This is a genomic window from Pseudomonas sp. P65(2024), from assembly GCF_057480955.1.
In genome coordinates, this window is record NZ_JBLIYX010000014.1 from 116,757 (window position 1) to 133,953 (window position 17,197).

17 protein-coding genes are annotated in these 17,197 nt (G+C 63.9%); 14 read left to right on the plus strand and 3 right to left on the minus strand.

Features of this window, described 5'->3' with window-relative positions; genetic code table 11:
- The first annotated feature begins 4 nt into the window (after positions 1-4).
- From rimM to AC25MA_RS18750, 4 genes are all read left to right on the plus strand, one after another.
- Positions 5-541 (plus strand): ribosome maturation factor RimM, encoded by a 537-nt coding sequence (gene rimM, locus AC25MA_RS18735; RefSeq protein ID WP_028691589.1) that lies wholly within the window; start codon positions 5-7, stop codon positions 539-541.
- Between the two features lie 3 nt (positions 542-544).
- Positions 545-1,297, plus strand: a complete 753-nt coding sequence (trmD, locus tag AC25MA_RS18740; protein ID WP_028691588.1) for a tRNA (guanosine(37)-N1)-methyltransferase TrmD — start codon at positions 545-547, stop codon at positions 1,295-1,297.
- 42 nt (positions 1,298-1,339) lie between these two features.
- Positions 1,340-1,690, plus strand: coding sequence for a 50S ribosomal protein L19 (gene rplS / locus AC25MA_RS18745; protein ID WP_011535315.1), 351 nt, complete (start codon positions 1,340-1,342; stop codon positions 1,688-1,690).
- 99 nt (positions 1,691-1,789) lie between these two features.
- Positions 1,790-2,197 (plus strand): acyl-CoA thioesterase, encoded by a 408-nt coding sequence (locus AC25MA_RS18750; protein WP_023629813.1) that lies wholly within the window; start codon positions 1,790-1,792, stop codon positions 2,195-2,197.
- A gap of 19 nt (positions 2,198-2,216) precedes the next feature.
- On the opposite strand, the gene AC25MA_RS18755 is transcribed toward AC25MA_RS18750, so the two are convergent.
- The gene (locus AC25MA_RS18755) at positions 2,217-4,037 is read right to left on the minus strand and encodes a cation:proton antiporter (RefSeq protein ID WP_279153515.1); all 1,821 of its coding nucleotides are present in this window, start codon (positions 4,035-4,037) and stop codon (positions 2,217-2,219) included.
- A 68-nt stretch (positions 4,038-4,105) separates the two neighbouring features.
- Between AC25MA_RS18755 and xerD the strand changes: the two genes are divergently transcribed.
- The 6 genes from xerD (at position 4,106) to AC25MA_RS18785 (ending at position 9,684) form a co-directional block, all read left to right on the plus strand.
- Positions 4,106-5,002: a site-specific tyrosine recombinase XerD gene (xerD, locus tag AC25MA_RS18760; RefSeq protein ID WP_486972296.1), complete on the plus strand. Its 897-nt coding sequence runs from the start codon at positions 4,106-4,108 to the stop codon at positions 5,000-5,002.
- 154 nt (positions 5,003-5,156) lie between these two features.
- Positions 5,157-5,906, plus strand: coding sequence for a thioredoxin fold domain-containing protein (locus AC25MA_RS18765; protein WP_069016781.1), 750 nt, complete (start codon positions 5,157-5,159; stop codon positions 5,904-5,906).
- 82 nt (positions 5,907-5,988) lie between these two features.
- Positions 5,989-7,293 (plus strand): homoserine dehydrogenase, encoded by a 1,305-nt coding sequence (locus tag AC25MA_RS18770; RefSeq protein WP_028691583.1) that lies wholly within the window; start codon positions 5,989-5,991, stop codon positions 7,291-7,293.
- Positions 7,294-7,347: 54 nt separating this feature from the next.
- Positions 7,348-8,757, plus strand: a complete 1,410-nt coding sequence (gene thrC, locus AC25MA_RS18775; RefSeq protein WP_028691582.1) for a threonine synthase — start codon at positions 7,348-7,350, stop codon at positions 8,755-8,757.
- Positions 8,758-8,912: 155 nt separating this feature from the next.
- A complete protein-coding gene (locus AC25MA_RS18780) occupies positions 8,913-9,209 on the plus strand; it encodes a response regulator (protein ID WP_486972297.1) in 297 nt (98 codons plus the stop codon).
- Positions 9,210-9,402: 193 nt separating this feature from the next.
- Positions 9,403-9,684, plus strand: coding sequence for a DUF3509 domain-containing protein (locus tag AC25MA_RS18785; RefSeq protein ID WP_028691581.1), 282 nt, complete (start codon positions 9,403-9,405; stop codon positions 9,682-9,684).
- Positions 9,685-9,841: 157 nt separating this feature from the next.
- On the opposite strand, the gene AC25MA_RS18790 is transcribed toward AC25MA_RS18785, so the two are convergent.
- Both AC25MA_RS18790 and AC25MA_RS18795 read right to left on the minus strand, forming a co-directional pair.
- Positions 9,842-10,720, minus strand: a complete 879-nt coding sequence (locus tag AC25MA_RS18790) for a TIGR02285 family protein (protein WP_028691580.1) — start codon at positions 10,718-10,720, stop codon at positions 9,842-9,844.
- 10 nt (positions 10,721-10,730) lie between these two features.
- Positions 10,731-11,930, minus strand: a complete 1,200-nt coding sequence (locus tag AC25MA_RS18795; RefSeq protein ID WP_028691579.1) for a CaiB/BaiF CoA transferase family protein — start codon at positions 11,928-11,930, stop codon at positions 10,731-10,733.
- A gap of 141 nt (positions 11,931-12,071) precedes the next feature.
- On the opposite strand from AC25MA_RS18795, the gene AC25MA_RS18800 reads away from it, so the two are divergent.
- The 4 genes from AC25MA_RS18800 to lysS all read left to right on the plus strand — a co-directional run bounded on the left by AC25MA_RS18800 (position 12,072) and on the right by lysS (position 17,174).
- Positions 12,072-12,614, plus strand: coding sequence for a YaeQ family protein (locus AC25MA_RS18800; protein WP_028691578.1), 543 nt, complete (start codon positions 12,072-12,074; stop codon positions 12,612-12,614).
- 30 nt (positions 12,615-12,644) lie between these two features.
- Entirely contained in the window at positions 12,645-14,354 is a 1,710-nt protein-coding gene (gene recJ, locus AC25MA_RS18805; protein WP_486972298.1) for a single-stranded-DNA-specific exonuclease RecJ, read from the plus strand.
- A 128-nt stretch (positions 14,355-14,482) separates the two neighbouring features.
- A protein-coding gene (prfB, locus tag AC25MA_RS18810; RefSeq protein WP_139121065.1) for a peptide chain release factor 2 occupies positions 14,483-15,578 on the plus strand; the annotation gives its coding sequence in 2 pieces (ribosomal slippage) (positions 14,483-14,554 and positions 14,556-15,578; 1,095 coding nt in all).
- Positions 15,579-15,671: 93 nt separating this feature from the next.
- On the plus strand, positions 15,672-17,174 hold the full coding sequence (gene lysS / locus AC25MA_RS18815; protein WP_028691575.1) for a lysine--tRNA ligase: 1,503 nt from the start codon (positions 15,672-15,674) through the stop codon (positions 17,172-17,174).
- Positions 17,175-17,197: the final 23 nt, after the last annotated feature.

Genomic DNA, 17,197 nt, shown 5'->3' on the forward strand with positions numbered 1-17,197 from the left:
CAGTATGAACGCGACGCCAGAAAAGGCTGACGACCTCATCGTCGTTGGCAAGATTTTTTCGGTTCACGGCGTTCGCGGCGAGGTGAAGGTGTATTCCTTTACCGATCCGATTGAAAACCTGTTGGATTATCCGCGCTGGACGCTCAAGCACGAAGGCAAGGTAAAACAGGTCGAGCTGGTCAGCGGTCGTGGCTCCCAGAAGGGCCTGGTCGTAAAACTCAAAGGCCTCGATGATCGTGATGAAGCCCGTCTTCTGAGCGGTTACGAAATCTGCATACCGCGGAGCCTTTTGCCCAACCTGGCAGCCGACGAGTACTACTGGTACCAGTTGGTGGGCCTGAAGGTCATCAATCAGGACGAACAGCTGTTCGGCAAGATCGATCACCTGTTGGAGACCGGCGCGAACGATGTAATGGTGGTCAAACCCTGCGCAGGCAGCCTGGATGATCGCGAGCGTCTGTTGCCCTATACCGGGCAATGCGTGCTGGCAATCGACCTGGAAGCAGGCGTAATGCGGGTTGAGTGGGACGCGGACTTCTAGACGATGGGTAACCTTCGCGTAGACGTCATCACGTTGTTCCCCGAGATGTTCTCGGCCATCACGGAGTACGGCATTACCAGCCGCGCGGTGAAACAGGGGTTGCTGCAAGTGACCTGCTGGAATCCGCGGGACTACACCACAGATCGCCACCACACCGTGGACGATCGGCCGTTTGGCGGTGGTCCGGGCATGGTGATGAAGATCAAGCCTCTGGAAGACGCCCTGGTTAGCGCCAGGCAGGCGACCGGAGCATCGGCAAAGGTGATCTACCTTTCGCCACAAGGCCGCAAGCTGACCCAGCAAGCGGTCAAAGGCCTGGCCGAACAGGAATCGTTGATCCTGATCGCCGGTCGTTATGAAGGCATCGACGAGCGCTTTATCGAGGCTCATGTCGATGAGGAGTGGTCGATTGGCGACTATGTGCTTTCCGGTGGCGAGCTGCCGGCCATGGTACTGATCGATGCGGTTACACGGCTGCTGCCCGGAGCTTTAGGGCATGTGGACTCGGCGGAGGAAGACTCTTTCACCGACGGTCTGCTGGATTGCCCGCATTACACCCGACCCGAGGTGTATGCGGATCAGCGTGTTCCCGACGTGTTGCTAAGTGGCAACCATGCACATATCCGGCGTTGGCGGATGAAGCAGTCCCTTGGTAGGACCTTCGAACGACGCGCCGATCTTCTGGAAAGTCGCTCGCTTTCTGGAGAAGAGAAGAAGCTGCTCGAGGAATACATCCGCGAGCGGGACGATAGTTAAACGTATCGATGGTGGATCAAGTATCCATCTTAGGAGCACAGCATGACCAACAAGATCATCCAGCAGCTCGAAGCCGAGCAGATGAGCAAAGAGATCCCGACCTTCGCACCAGGCGACACCGTTGTCGTCCAGGTTAAAGTGAAGGAAGGCGACCGCTCGCGTCTGCAAGCGTTCGAAGGCGTCGTTATCGCCAAGCGTAACCGCGGTCTGAACAGCGCCTTCACCGTGCGCAAGATCTCCAGCGGCGTTGGCGTAGAGCGTACCTTCCAGACCTACAGCCCGCAGATCGACAGCCTGGCCGTGAAACGTCGTGGTGACGTGCGTAAAGCCAAGCTGTACTACCTGCGCGACCTGTCCGGCAAAGCCGCTCGCATCAAGGAAAAACTGTCCTGAGTACAGTTTGCCTGGCGGCCTAGGCCGCCTTGCGAGAAAAAAGCAGCCTTCGGGCTGCTTTTTTGTTTTCTGAAACCCGCCCTTGCGATGTGACCGAAAATGACCACCCGAGACCAGGAAATCCAGCGCCGCACCGAGCTTTCGGTGACCCGCGTGACCAAAGCGGTGTTCCCCAACACCACCAACCACCACAACACCTTGTTCGGCGGTACCGCCCTGGCGTGGATGGACGAAGTGTCGTTCATTGCCGCCACCCGATTCTGCCGGCTGCCACTGGTGACCGTGTCCACCGATCGTATCGACTTCAAGCACCCGATCCCGGCCGGTTCGATCGTTGAGCTGGTGGGCACGGTGATCAAGGTCGGCAACACCAGCCTGCAGGTGCAGGTGGATGTGTTCGTCGAGAACATGTACCTCGACGGGCGGGAGCGGGCGATCCATGGCGTGTTCAGCTTCGTCGCCATCGACGAGGACAAGCGCCCGGTGCCGGTGCTGCCGTTGGCCTGATTGCCGGGCCATTCGTAAGTCAATGCGCTACGGGCTGCTCGGTCAGTTCCGGCTCCACCAGCGCCACCAGTGTCCACCCAGGCTGCGGCTTGAGAGGGTTGTCCGGGCTGGCCACATGCACCCAGCCTTGCCCGTCTCGGGCGAACAGCAGCGTGGCCCGCGGGCCATGCAGGTGCTGGTAGTCGTCCCAGCCGAAGGCCTCGGTCAACGTGGTGCTGTACAGCTCGGCACCCTGGTGCAACAGCTTGGCCAGTTGCCCATAGGTCATCGGGCTCGACCCGAGTAATTGTCCGCGATGTTCCTCGCTGGCCCGATGCTTGTCGCTGCGCTTTTTTTCAAGACCGCTGGCCAGCACGAACAATCGGGCCTGGCCAAAGTCATGGCGAAAGCGCGCGCAGGCCAGGGCGTTGAGCTCGCCCGCCGGTGACAGCCCCAGCAGATGGCCCAGGCCGACCAGGTCGAGGTGGGCGTCGGCGTGCTGCGAGGCGGGGTTGCCGAAGTAGGTCGGCAGGTTGTCCATGCGCGCGGCGCGGATGTTCTCCCAGCTCGAGTCGGTCAGCAGCACCCGGCAACCCAGTTGCTGCAGGGCCTTGGCGATGACCCGCGCAGGCGGGTTGGCGCCGACCACGAGAAACCCGCTCGGCGCCGGTTCCGCCACCTTCAGCAGGCGCGCCAGGGGCCTGGCGGTGGCGCTTTGCAGCACCACGGTGCCGATGATCACGGCGAAGGTCAGTGGCACCAGCAGCAGCGCGCCTTCGTGCCCGGCCTGGTCGAGGCGAATGGCGAAAATCGCCGATACGGCCGCCGCCACGATGCCTCGTGGCGCGATCCAGGCCAGCAATGCCCGTTCCCGCCAGCTCAGTGGCGAGCCCAGGGTCGACAGCAGCACGTTAAGCGGTCGCGCCAGCAACTGGATCACCAGCAGCAGTCCCAGTACCGCCGGCCCCAGGGCCAGCAACGCGTGCAGGTCGAGCCGCGCGGCCAGGAGGATGAACAGGCCGGAGATCAGCAGCACGCTGAGGTTTTCCTTGAAATGCAGGATCTGCCGCACGTCCACGCCGGGCATGTTGGCCAGCCACATGCCCATGATCGTGACCGCCAGCAGCCCCGATTCGTGGACGATCTGGTTGGCGGCGATGAAGATGCCCAGCACCGCCGCCAGCGAGGCCAGGTTGTGCAGGTATTCCGGCAACCACTGTTCGCGCATGACCTGCCCGAGCAGCCAGCCACCGGCAACCCCCAGCGCACTGCCGCAGAAGATCACCCCGGCGAAGGTCGCCAGGCTGTGGCTGAGGCCTTCGCCGGCGGCGCTGGCGATGATGAAGCTGTAGACCACCACCGCCAGCAGCGCGCCGATCGGGTCGATGACAATGCCTTCCCAGCGCAGGATGTTGGCGATCGCCGCCTTCGGCCGCACCACCCGTAGCATGGGCACGATCACCGTGGGGCCGGTGACCAGGGTCAGGGTGCCGAACAGGATCGCCAGGGGCCAGTCGAAGCCCAGCAGCCAATGGGTGGCCAGGGCGATCACCAGCCAGGTGCTCAGCGCGCCGACGGTGACCAGGCGGTGCACCACGCTGCCGATCTCGCGCCATTGCGACAGGTGCAGGGTGAGGCTGCCTTCGAACAGGATCAGCGCCACCGCCAGCGACACAAGCGGCATCAGCAGCGGGCCGAACAGCGCCTGCGGCTGCAGCCAGCCCAGCACCGGCCCGGCGAGGATGCCGCACAGCAACAGGAACAGGATCGCCGGCAGTTTCAGGCGCCAGGCCAGCCACTGGCAGAGCAGGGCGGCGGCGCCGATGCCGCCGACACTCAAAAGAATTTGCTGTTCGTTCACGCGGGCTCCCTCTGCATGCCGTGTTATGAAAGACTAAGCGTCATTTCGTCGTTTGCCACCGAGTCTTCATGCCTGCACTGGACCACCCCCTGATCGACCAGTTCCTCGATGCCCTCTGGCTGGAGAAGGGGCTGTCCGACAACACCCGCGCTTCGTATCGCAGCGACCTGGCGCTGTTCAATGGCTGGCTGCAGGAGCACGGCGTGGCACTGCCTGATGCCGGGCGCGAGCTGATCCTCGACCACCTGGCCTGGCGTTTCGACCAGGGCTACAAGCCGCGCTCGACCGCGCGCTTTCTTTCCGGGGTACGCGGGTTCTTCCGTTACCTGCTGCGCGAGCGGCTGGTCGCTGTCGACCCGACGTTGCAGGTGGACATGCCGCAACTGGGCCGGCCCCTGCCCAAGTCGCTGTCGGAGCCCGATGTCGAGGCCCTGTTGCAGGCGCCGGATCTCGGCGAGGCTATCGGCCAGCGCGACCGCGCCATGCTCGAGGTGCTTTATGCCTGTGGCCTGCGGGTGACCGAGCTGGTCAGCCTGACCCTGGACCAGGTCAACCTGCGCCAGGGCGTGCTGCGGGTGATGGGCAAGGGCAGCAAGGAGCGCCTGGTGCCGATGGGCGAGGAGGCGGTGGTGTGGCTCGAACGCTACCTGCGCGATGGCCGCGCCGAGCTGCTCAATGGGCGCCCCAGCGACGTGCTGTTCCCCAGCCAGCGCGGCGAGCAGATGACCCGCCAGACTTTCTGGCACCGTATCAAGCACCAGGCGCGGGTGGCCGGCATCGACAAGCCGCTGTCGCCGCACACGCTGCGCCACGCCTTTGCCACGCACCTGCTCAACCATGGCGCCGACCTGCGCGTGGTGCAGATGCTGCTGGGCCACAGCGACCTGTCCACCACGCAGATCTACACCCATGTGGCCAAGGCCCGGCTGCAGCAGTTGCACGCCGAACACCATCCACGTGGATGAATGCTTTTCATGTTCCGCCGACCGGTGCCTGAGTACCCCTACTGCGCCAGTTTGTTGTGGTAGGCTTGGACGGTTTGTTGCAAGGGCCGAATGTTCGCCACCCGCCAGGGTCAAGCAACGCCCCCACGGCCCCGTCCGCCTTCAGGAGTACCCCATGCGCGTGACCCAGATTTTCGCCGCCGCCGCCCTGGCGCTGGCCAGTACCTTTGCCGTCGCCGCGGCCACCGATGCCAATGCCGGTGCCGAGCAGGCGATCCGCAAGTCCTTGCAGAACCTCGAGCTGGAAGTGCCTGTCGAGAGCGTCAGCAGCAGCCCGCTCAACGGCCTGTACGAAGTCAAACTGCAGGGCGGTCGCGTGCTGTACGCCAGCGCCGACGGCCAGTTCGTCATGCAGGGCTACCTGTTCCAGATCCAGGACGGCAAGCCGGTCAACCTCACCGAGAAGACCGAGCGCCAGGGCATTGCCAAGCTGATCAACGGCATTCCGGTCGGCGAGATGGTGGTCTACCCGGCCAAGGGTGAAACCAAGTCGCATATCACCGTGTTCACCGACACCACCTGCCCGTATTGCCACAAGCTGCACGCCGAAGTGCCGGAGCTCAACCGTCGTGGTATCGAAGTGCGCTATGTCGCCTTCCCGCGCCAGGGGCTGGGTTCGCCGGGTGATGAGCAGTTGCAGGCGGTATGGTGCTCCAGCGATCGCCGCGCGGCGCTGGACAAGATGGTCGACGGCAAGGAGATCAAGGCCGCCAAGTGCGCCAACCCGGTCAGCAAGCAGTTCCAGCTGGGCCAGTCGATTGGTGTAAATGGCACGCCGGCGATCGTTCTACAGAATGGCCAGGTGATTCCGGGTTACCAGCCGGCGCCGCAAGTGGCCAAGCTGGCCCTGGCAGAGCGCAAGTAATCAATTCAGTACGCCGTCGTCATGGGGTGACGGCATGTTTCACGGTCGGCGCAGGTGCCGGCCGTTCTATGGGGAGTTCACAGTGAAACCGGTCAAAGTAGGCATCTGTGGGTTGGGGACCGTCGGTGGCGGAACCTTCAATGTACTTCAGCGCAACGCCGAGGAGATCGCCCGCCGTGCCGGGCGCGGTATTGAAGTGGCACAGATTGCCATGCGCTCGCAGAACCCGAACTGCCAGATTACCGGTACCCCCATTACCGCTGATGTGTTCGAAGTCGCGAGCAACCCTGAGATCGATATCGTCATCGAATTGATTGGCGGCTACACCATCGCCCGCGACCTGGTGCTCAAGGCCATCGAAAACGGCAAGCACGTGGTCACCGCCAACAAGGCGCTGATCGCCGTGCACGGCAACGAGATCTTCGCCAAGGCCCGCGAGAAGGGCGTCATCGTCGCCTTCGAAGCCGCCGTGGCCGGTGGCATCCCGGTGATCAAGGCGATCCGCGAGGGCCTGTCGGCCAACCGCATCAACTGGCTGGCCGGCATCATCAACGGCACCGGCAACTTCATCCTTACCGAGATGCGTGACAAGGGCCGCGCTTTCCCCGACGTGCTGGCCGAAGCCCAGGCACTGGGTTATGCCGAGGCCGACCCGACCTTTGACGTCGAAGGCATCGACGCCGCGCACAAGCTGACCATCCTGGCGTCCATCGCCTTCGGTATCCCGCTGCAGTTCGACAAGGCCTACACCGAGGGCATCACCCAGTTGACCACCGCCGACGTCAACTACGCCGAGGCCCTGGGCTACCGCATCAAGCACCTGGGCGTGGCCCGTCGCACCGCCGACGGCATCGAGCTGCGCGTGCACCCGACGCTGATCCCCAACGATCGCCTGATCGCCAACGTCAACGGCGTGATGAACGCGGTGATGGTCAACGGCGACGCCGCTGGTTCCACCCTGTACTACGGCGCAGGTGCCGGCATGGAGCCGACCGCGTCGTCGGTAGTCGCCGACTTGGTGGACGTGGTCCGTGCAATGACTTCCGACCCGGAGAACCGCGTGCCGCACCTGGCGTTCCAGCCGGACGCGCTGTCGGCTCATCCGATCCTGCCGATCGATGCCTGTGAAAGTGCCTACTACCTGCGTATCCAGGCCAAGGACCACCCGGGCGTGCTGGCCCAGGTCGCCAGCATCCTTTCGGAGCGCGGCATCAACATCGAGTCGATCATGCAGAAGGAAGCAGAGGAGCAGGACGGCCTGGTACCGATGATCCTGCTCACCCACCGTGTGGTCGAGCAACGCATCGACGACGCCATCGTCGCCCTGGAAGCGCTCCAGGACGTGGTCGGCAAGGTCGTGCGCATCCGCGTCGAACAGCTCAATTAATTCCGGCGGCGGGCCGCGACGGCGGCCCGCGCCCAGCATCGAAGGTTTGCATCCATGCGCTATATCAGTACCCGCGGCCAGGCTCCGGCCCTGAACTTCGAAGACGTCCTGCTGGCGGGCCTCGCCAGCGACGGCGGCCTGTACGTGCCCGAGAACCTGCCGCGCTTCACCCAGGAAGAAATCGCCTCCTGGGCGGGCCTGCCTTACCACGAACTGGCCTTCAGGGTGATGCGTCCGTTCGTCGAAGGCAGCATCGCCGACGCCGACTTCAAGAAGATCCTCGAAGAGACCTACGGCAACTTCGCCCACGCCGCGGTCGCGCCGCTGCGCCAGCTCAACGGCAACGAGTGGGTCATGGAGCTGTTCCACGGCCCGACCCTGGCATTCAAGGATTTTGCCCTGCAGCTGCTCGGCCGCCTGCTCGACCATGTACTGGTCAAGCGCGGCGAGCGCGTGGTGATTGTCGGCGCCACCAGCGGTGACACAGGTTCGGCCGCTATCGAAGGCTGCCGCCGCTGCGACAACGTCGACATCTTTATCCTGCACCCGCACCAGCGCGTGTCGGAGGTGCAGCGCCGGCAGATGACCACCATCCTCGGCGACAACATCCACAACATCGCCATCGAGGGCAACTTCGACGACTGCCAGGAGATGGTCAAGGCCAGCTTCGCCGACCAGTCGTTCCTCAAGGGCACCCGCCTGGTGGCGGTCAACTCGATCAACTGGGCGCGGATCATGGCCCAGATCGTCTACTACTTCCACGCAGCCCTGCAGCTCGGCGGCCCGGCACGTTCGGTGGCGTTCTCGGTGCCGACCGGCAACTTCGGCGATATCTTCGCCGGCTACCTGGCGCGCAACATGGGCCTGCCGATCAGCCAGCTGGTAGTGGCGACCAACCGCAACGACATCCTGCACCGCTTCATGAGCGGCAACCAGTACGTCAAGGATTCCTTGCACCCGACCCTGTCGCCATCGATGGACATCATGGTCTCGTCCAACTTCGAACGCCTGCTGTTCGACCTGCACGGTCGCAATGGCGCCGCAGTTGCCCAACTGATGGACACCTTCAAGCAAGGCGGCGGCTTCAGCGTCGAGCAGGATCGCTGGACCGAGGCGCGCAAGCTGTTCGACTCGCTGGCCGTCACCGACGAGCAGACCTGCGAGACCATCGCCGAGGTGTTCAAGGCCACTGGTGAAGTTCTCGATCCGCACACCGCGATCGGCGTCAAGGCCGCCCGCGAGTGCCGCCGCAGCCTGGATACGCCGATGGTGGTGCTGGGTACCGCGCACCCGGTCAAGTTCCCCGAGGCGGTGGAGAAGGCTGGTGTCGCCAAGGCCCTGGAGCTGCCAGCGCACCTGAGCGACCTGTTCAGCCGCGAGGAGCGCTGCACGGTGCTGGCCAACGATCTGAAGACGGTGCAGGCCTTTGTTAGCCAGCATGGCAATCGCGGCAAGCCACTCTAAGAGCAAACCGATACGAGAAAGCCCGTCCTGAACGGGCTTTTTTGTGCCTGTCATCCACAGGCTCGAGATTTCAGATTTTTCCCATGTAGTTAGATACCTCCCCCTACTAAAGTGGATGCTTCCACCTATAAGCCTCAATGCTCCAAGGGGGGCACATGCATCAGCTCAATGTCCTTATTCACCAGGCCAGGCCCTACTATCAGATGGTGTTGCACCAGGCCTTCAATGCCCAGGGTGTCTACAACGTCCGGCTTACCGATGACGTAGCGGTCGCGACGAGGCTGCAGCGGCCGGTGGATGTGCTGGTGCTCGATCAGGGCATGCCCAGGCGTCACGCCCTACGTCTGTTCAAGTACCTGGTGCAGGCCTCTGCGCGGGTGGGTTGTTGTTTGTCGGGTGTGCCGGCGCAGGGGATATCGACCTGGCGCTCGAAGCTCGCCAGCATGGCTTGAACGTGCTGGCGGAGCTGTCCTGGCCGATGTCGATGGTAGGGCTGGAGCAGGCCTTGGAGCGCCTCTAGTCGGCCGCCGATTGGGGGCATCGAAACTGTCACGTTGGCTGCGCATGCTCAGGGTAACGGGCCAGGGCGAACTTTCCGTCGGGCCTGGAGGTCAGTTTCCTTACCTTAGCCAGCGAGTGATCCGGATGGAAAGAGTCTGCAGACTGCTCAACGAAGCCCTCACCCCTTACCAGGCCCAGCTCGGCACGGCCGATAGCCGTGGCTGCCGTCAGTTGACCCTCTATGACGAGCACGGGATGCTGATCCTCCAGCGCGGAGTCTGCGCACGTCAGTTGGTGGAGCAGCAGTTGCTGATCGACCTGGTCGATGGCCTGCACCGTGACCTGCAGATCGCCGAAGGCCGCCTGCAGCCTTGTGTGATCGCCGCCCTGCAACATCAACGACAGATGCAGGGAACCTTTGCCTGATACGCCCATCAGAATCAGCAAGGGCTGTCCGATGGTGCTTTGCTCCGGTACCGTCAAGACTGTCACTGGAAGCCCCGAGGGCTTTCGCTTGACCCCGGTCGTCCTCCCCAGCGGCCGGGGTTTCTTTTTGCCTCGAGTCTGCAGGTTTCCCGGAGCGTCAGCGTAGCGGCTGTTCGCTCTGCTCGAAGAAATGCCTGGCCTGCTCCAAATAGCCCTCGCGCAGCCCTGGGTCCAGCCAATGGGCATAAAGTTCGGGCAAGGTATCCCGACGCAAGGTCGGCAGCATCTGGTCGATGTGAGCAATCGCCTCACGCCCCAGGGGGGTGTCCGAGCAGCCAATATGCAGGAATTGGTAGTGGTTCACGCCAAGGATGGGGTGGAAACTATAGTCGTCCAGCGAGCCATTGTGCTGCTGGATCAGGTAACGCATCTCGGGCCAATAGCCGAGCACCAGTTGCAGGCGCCCCAATTGCTGCATCTGCAGCAGACTGGCTGTGGCATCGTTGCCGTAGTGACGGCTGAAGGCGGTATCGGGCAGTTGCCGCAGGACCTCGTCGACCTGCGTGCTGTAGCTGCGCTCCGCGACGATGCCCAGTTTGAGTCGGGTCTCGGTCAGCAAGCGCTGCAGGTCGACCTGTTGGCCTTCGAGGTAGGGCGCCAGCAGCGCCTGATCCTGCTTGCGCACGATCAGACCCGTGCTGAGCACGCCCAGCGATGGCTGGGAAAAGTGCACGTATCTGGCGCGCTCGGGGGTCCACAGCAGGGTCGGGTCGCAGGTGAAACTGGGCTCCTGGAGCATCTGCAGGCCCCGGGCTCGGTTGACCCGGACGATGCTGTGGTCGTACTCGGGCATCCGGGCGATCAGCATCGGCAACAGTTGGTCTATCACTCCCTGGCCCTTGGACGGCCCTTCGAAGATGGTGAATGGCGGCAGGTCGCGCACCAGCCACAAAAGGCGTTCTCTGGCCTCGGCCACCTGACCCACGAGTGCGGTCAGCAACAGGCAGAGTACGATGGGCAGATGGCGGATACCCATGGGGCGTGGGTCACACCGTACCGGCCGCGCGCAGGCGGGCAATGGCGGCAGCGTCGTAGCCCAGGCCGGCCAGTACCGTGGCCGTATGTTCGCCCAGTGCCGGGCCGACCCACTCGGCGGACCCGGGGGTGTCGGACAGCTTGGGTACGATGCCCGGCATCTTGAAGGGCTTGCCGTCCGGCAGCCGAGCCTGGAGGAACATTTCGCGGGCGAGGAATTGCGGGTCACCGAGCATGTCCTCGGCGGAGTAGATGCGGCTGGCCGGTACTTCAGCCTCGTTCAGCGTTTGCATGACTTCGGTGAGTGGCAGGCTGTTGACCCAGCGGTCGATGACGCCGTACAGCTCGTCGCGGCGGGCATCACGGCCGTCGTTGGTGGTCAAGGCCGCATCGTTGGCCAGGTCGTCGCGGCCGATGGCCTGCATGAAACGCTTGAAGATCGCGTCGCCGTTGGCGCCGATCTGCACGTGACGGCCATCGGCGGTGGTGTGGATGCAGGAGGGGGTGATGCCCGGCATGATGTTGCCGGTGCGTTCGCGGATGAAACCGAACACATCGAACTCCGGGACCATGCTCTCCATCATGGCGAAGATCGCCTCGTACAGCGCCACGTCCACCACCTGGCCCGCGCCACCGTTGACCTCGCGATGACGCAGGGCCATCAGCGCGCCGATCACGCCCCACAGCGCGGCAATGGAGTCGCCGATGGAGATCCCGGTACGCACCGGTGGGCGGTCCTCGAAACCGGTGATGTAGCGTAGCCCGCCCATGGACTCGCCGACCGCGCCGAAGCCCGGCTGGTCTTTCATCGGCCCGGTCTGGCCGAAGCCCGACAGGCGCACCATGACCAGGCGTGGGTTGAGGGCATGGAGCACGTCCCAGCCCAACCCCAGCTTTTCCAGCACGCCAGGGCGGAAGTTCTCGATCAGGATGTCAGCGTCGGCCAGCAGGCGCTTGAGCACGTCACGGCCTTCCGGGTGCTTGAGGTTTAGGGTCAGTGACTGCTTGTTGCGCGCCTGGACGAACCACCACAGCGAGGTACCCTCATAGAGCTTGCGCCACTTGCGCAGCGGGTCGCCGCCATCGGGGGATTCGACCTTGATCACCTCGGCGCCGAATTCGGCGCAGATCCGCGAGGCGAAGGGGCCGGCGATCAGGGTGCCGAGCTCGATGACTTTCAGGCCGGCGAGGGGTTTGCTGGGCGTAGGCATGGGGCATCCGTGGCGGCTGGGCGTGAGGGCAGGTTGTATCACAGCTCGGCGATGGCAGGTATATCGGCGTAGTCTGATCCGGCGCTGGCGCCCCGGATCAGTTAGACTGTGCGACTTTCTCCCGCAAGAAGCCCATTGCCCATGGCCCAGCCGTCCACCACCTACAAGTTCGAACTGAATCTGACCGACCTCGATCGCGGCGTGTACGAGAACGTTCGTCAGACCATCGCCCGTCATCCCTCGGAAACCGAAGAACGCATGGCCGTGCGCCTGCTGGCCTATGCCCTCTGGTACAACGAGCAGCTGTCCTTCGGTCGCGGCCTGTCGGACGTCGATGAGGCGGCCCTGTGGGAAAAAAGCCTGGACGATCGCATCCTGCACTGGATCGAGGTTGGCCAGCCCGACGCCGACCGCCTGACCTGGTGCTCGCGGCGGACCGAGCGCACCAGTCTGTTGGCCTATGGCAGCTTGCGCGTTTGGGAGAACAAGGTGCTTGGCGCAGTCAAGGGCCTGAAGAACCTGAGCATCGCCGCCGTGCCGCAAGACGTGCTGGAGATCCTCGCCACCGACATGCCGCGCACCATCAAGTGGGATGTGATGATCAGCGAAGGCACGGTGTTCGTCACCGACGACCGTGGCCAGCACGAAGTGCAGCTGCAGTGGCTGCTCGGCGAGCGCGGCTGACCTGATTCACACCAGATTATCGAAGACCCCATGCGTATCGAACCCCGTCCCCTGCCGTCGCCCCTGCCATTGCTGGGCAACCTGCCACCCCTGCTGACACGCCTGTACGCCGCCCGTGGCGTTCAGACCGAGGCTGAACTGGACAAGAGCCTGGCGCGTCTGCTGCCATTCCAGCAGCTCAAGGGTATCGATGCGGCGGTGGACCTGCTGGTCGAGGCACTCGACCAGCGCCAGCGCATTCTCATTGTCGGCGACTTCGACGCCGACGGCGCCACCGCCAGTACCGTCGGTGTGCTTGGCCTGCGCCTGCTGGGCGCTGCGCATGTCGATTACCTGGTGCCCAATCGTTTCGAATACGGATACGGCTTGACCCCGGAGATCGTCGAGGTCGCCCTGCAGCGCCAGCCGCAGTTGCTGATCACCGTGGACAACGGCATCTCCAGCGTCGAGGGTGTGGCGGCCGCCAAGGCCGCCGGGCTCAAGGTGCTGGTCACCGACCACCATCTGCCGGGCGAACAGTTGCCCGCCGCCGATGCCATCGTCAATCCGAACCAGCCGGGATGCGGCTTCCCGAGCAAGTCCCTGGCCGGCGTGGGGGTAATCTTCTACGTGCTGATGGCCCTGCGCGCGCGCCTGCGCAGCCTGGGGCGCTACGAGGCTCAGCCGCAGCCGAACATCGGTGAGTTGCTCGATCTGGTGGCGCTGGGCAGCGTCGCCGACGTGGTGCCGCTGGACGCCAACAACCGCATCCTGGTGCACCAGGGGCTGGAGCGAATCCGCGCCGGCCGCGCCCGCCCCGGGCTCAAGGCTATTCTCGAGGTGGCGCGGCGAGATCATCGACGCATCACTTCCACCGACCTGGGCTTCATCCTCGGCCCTCGGCTCAACGCCGCCGGGCGCCTGGACGACATGAGCCTGGGCATCGAGTGCCTGCTGTGCGAGGACGCGGCGTTGGCGCTGGACATGGCCCATCAGCTCGATGGCCTGAACCAGGACCGCAAGTCCATCGAGCAGGGCATGCAGCGCGAGGCGCTGGCCCAGCTCAAGGACCTGCCAGTCGACTCCATGCCCTATGGCCTGTGCCTGTTCGACGCCGACTGGCACCAGGGGGTGATCGGCATTCTTGCCTCGCGGTTGAAGGAACGTTACCACCGTCCGACCATCGCCTTCGCCGATGCGGGGGAGGGGATGCTCAAGGGCTCGGCGCGCTCGGTGCCGGGGTTCCATATCCGCGACGCGCTGGATGCCGTGGCGGCGCGGCATCCGGCCTTGATCAGCAAGTTTGGCGGGCACGCGATGGCGGCTGGTCTGTCGTTGCCGGCCGAAAACTTTCCTTCGTTTGCCGAGGCGTTCGATGAAGAGGTGCGGCGTCAGTTGCGTGAGGATGACCTGACTGGTCGGCTGTTGTCGGACGGCACCCTGGCGGTCGAAGAGTTTCACCTGGACCTGGCGCGGGCATTGCGCAATGCCGGGCCCTGGGGGCAGCACTTTCCCGAGCCGTTGTTTCATGGGGTGTTTCAGCTGGTCGAACAACGCGTCGTGGGGGAGCGCCACCTGAAGGTGGTACTCAAGAGCGAATGCGGAGCGGTGCGTCTGGACGGTATCGCCTTCGGCATCGATCGCGAGGTCTGGCCGAACCCTACGGTGCGCTGGGTAGAGCTGGCCTACAAGCTGGATGTCAATGAGTTTCGCGGGAACGAGAGCGTGCAGTTGATGATTGCCCACATGGAGGCACGCTGATCCTGGCGTAGTGGGTCGATTGGGACGCACAGGGATTAGCGCATACCGCCCGGCGGGTCTGCCGCCAGGCCCCAGACTCGGTTATACTCGCGGGCTTTTCACCGAATTCGCACGAGAGCAGCCCGCCCATGGAAATCCAACCGATCCTGAACACCATCAAGGACCTCACCGAGCGTTCCCAGTCCATTCGGGGGTATCTTTGACTACGATCACAAACATGATCGTCTGGTCGAAGTAAACCGCGAGCTGGAAGACGCCGCTGTCTGGAACAAACCCGAATACGCCCAGGCCCTGGGCCGCGAGCGCGCCATGCTGGCGCAGGTGGTCGAGACCCTCGATAAACTGTCCAACGGCCTGACCGACTGCAAGGACCTGCTCGACATGGCTGTCGAGGAGGGCGATGAAGGCGCTGTCAGCGATGTCGAGACCGAGCTGCAAGGGCTTGAGGAATCCCTCGCCCAGCTTGAGTTCCGTCGCATGTTCAGCGGCGAGATGGACCCGAACAACGCCTACCTGGACATCCAGGCCGGCTCCGGCGGCACCGAGGCCCAGGACTGGGCCAACATCCTGCTGCGCATGTACCTGCGCTGGGCCGACAAGCGCGGCTTCGACGCCACCATCATCGAACTGTCCGAAGGCGAAGTCGCCGGCATCAAGGGCGCCACCGTGCACATCAAGGGCGAGTACGCCTTCGGCTGGCTGCGCACCGAGATCGGCGTGCACCGCCTGGTGCGCAAGAGCCCGTTCGACTCCGGCGCCCGTCGCCACACCTCGTTCTCGGCGGTGTTCGTCTCGCCCGAGATCGACGACAAGGTCGAGATCGAGATCAACCCGTCCGACCTGCGCATCGACACCTACCGCTCCTCCGGTGCCGGTGGTCAGCACGTCAACACCACCGACTCGGCGGTGCGTATCACCCACGTGCCGACCAACACCGTGGTGGCCTGCCAGAACGAACGCTCCCAGCACGCCAACAAGGACACCGCCATGAAAATGCTGCGGGCCAAGTTGTACGAGCTGGAAATGCAGAAGCGCAACGCCGCCTCCCAGGCCTTGGAGGACAGCAAGTCGGACATCGGCTGGGGCCACCAGATCCGCTCCTACGTGCTCGACGACTCGCGCATCAAGGACCTGCGTACCGGCGTGGAGCGCAGCGACTGTCAGAAGGTCCTGGACGGCGACCTCGACCAGTACCTGGAAGCGAGCCTCAAGCAGGGGCTGTAAACCGCACACCACCGCCGCGATACGAGGCCCAGGGCCCGTATCGCGTGCCCTGCCCGACAGGGGCAACGAACACCTGATGGAAAGAATGACGACATGAGCGACCTCAAGACCGAAGCGCAAGACCTGCAACAGGAAGAAAACGCCCTGATCGCCCTGCGCAAGGAAAAACTTGCCGCCGAGCGCGCCAAGGGCAATGCCTTCCCCAACGACTTCCGCCGCGACAGCTACTGCAACGACCTGCAGAAACAGTACGCGGACAAGACCAAGGAAGAGCTGGAAGCAGCCGCCATCCCGGTCAAGGTCGCCGGTCGCATCATGCTCAACCGTGGCTCGTTCATGGTCATCCAGGACATGACCGGCCGCATCCAGGTCTACGTCAATCGCAAGACCCTGCCGGAAGAGACCCTGGCCGCGGTCAAGACCTGGGACCTGGGTGACATCATCAGCGCCGAGGGCACCCTGGCCCGCTCCGGCAAGGGTGACCTGTACGTCGAGATGACCCGCGTGCGCCTGCTGACCAAGTCGCTGCGCCCACTGCCGGACAAGCACCACGGCCTGACCGACACCGAGCAGCGCTACCGCCAGCGCTACGTCGACCTGATGGTCAACGAGGAAACCCGCCACACCTTCCGTGTGCGTTCGCAGGTGATCTCGCACATCCGCAAGTTCCTCATCGAGCGCGACTTCCTCGAAGTCGAAACCCCGATGCTGCAGACCATCCCCGGCGGCGCCGCGGCCAAGCCGTTCGAAACCCACCACAATGCCCTGGACATGGCCATGTTCCTGCGCATCGCGCCGGAGCTGTACCTCAAGCGCCTGGTGGTCGGTGGTTTCGAGAAGGTGTTCGAGATCAACCGCAACTTCCGTAACGAAGGCGTTTCGACTCGTCACAACCCTGAATTCACCATGCTCGAGTTCTACCAGGCCTACGCCGACTACCGCGACAACATGGACCTCACCGAGGAACTGTTCCGCGAGCTGGCGCAGCTGGTACTGGGCAGCACCGACGTGCCGTATGGCGACAAGGTGTTCCACTTCGGCGAGCCGTTCGTGCGCCTGTCGGTGTTCGACTCGATCCTGAAGTACAACCCGGAGCTCACCGCCGCCGACCTGCAGGACGTCGACCGTGCCCGCGAGATCGCCAAGAAAGCCGGCGCCAAGGTGCTCGGCCACGAAGGCCTGGGCAAGCTGCAGGTGATGATTTTCGAAGAGTTGGTCGAGCACAAGCTGGAACAGCCGCACTTCATCACCGAGTACCCGTTCGAAGTGTCGCCGCTGGCCCGTCGCAACGACGACAACCCGGCCGTGACCGACCGCTTCGAGCTGTTCATCGGTGGCCGCGAGATTGCCAACGCCTACTCCGAGCTCAACGATGCCGAAGACCAGGCCGAGCGCTTCCTGGCCCAGGTGGCCGAAAAGGACGCCGGTGACGACGAGGCCATGCACTACGATGCCGACTTCGTCCGCGCCCTGGAATACGGCATGCCGCCGACCGCCGGTGAAGGCATCGGCATCGACCGCCTGGTGATGCTGCTGACCAACTCGCCGTCGATCCGCGACGTGATCCTGTTCCCGCACATGCGTCCACAGGCCTGAGCGATCTGAACAAGCCGCCTTTC